This is a genomic window from Halorubrum sp. SP9, from assembly GCF_005435015.1.
GTDB lineage: Archaea > Halobacteriota > Halobacteria > Halobacteriales > Haloferacaceae > Halorubrum > Halorubrum sodomense.
In genome coordinates this window covers 1-326 of sequence record NZ_SGXU01000546.1, presented here as the reverse complement: position 1 = coordinate 326, position 326 = coordinate 1, and the positions used below count along the sequence as shown (strand labels likewise).

1 protein-coding gene is annotated in these 326 nt (G+C 58.6%); it reads left to right on the top strand.

Annotation, left to right across the window (positions count from 1 at the left end):
* Positions 1–326 (top strand): IS200/IS605 family accessory protein TnpB-related protein (locus EXE45_RS18540; protein ID WP_137695176.1); only part of this gene is annotated, 326 nt, incomplete at both ends.

The following is a 326-nucleotide window of genomic DNA, read 5'->3' as shown; positions in this document are numbered from 1 at the left end:
GAGGGCAAAACCGTCCGTCGGCTCAGAAAGACCTACTTCACCGCCACACGGCGACTCCAGACGCGCGGAAGTGAGCGTATCTCGGAGTCCTTCGGGGACGACCTGTGGGACCAGATAGACGACGTGTTCCACCGCGTCACCCGCAAAGTCGTGGAGTACGCCGAGTCCGTCGAGAATCCCGTTCTTGTTCTGGAAGACCTGACGTACATACGGGAGTCGATGGACTATGGCGAGTACATGAACCGCCGTCTCCACGGATGGGGATTCGCCAAACTCCACGCGCAGATACGCTACAAAGCTGTCGAGAAGGGTATCCCTGTCGAAAC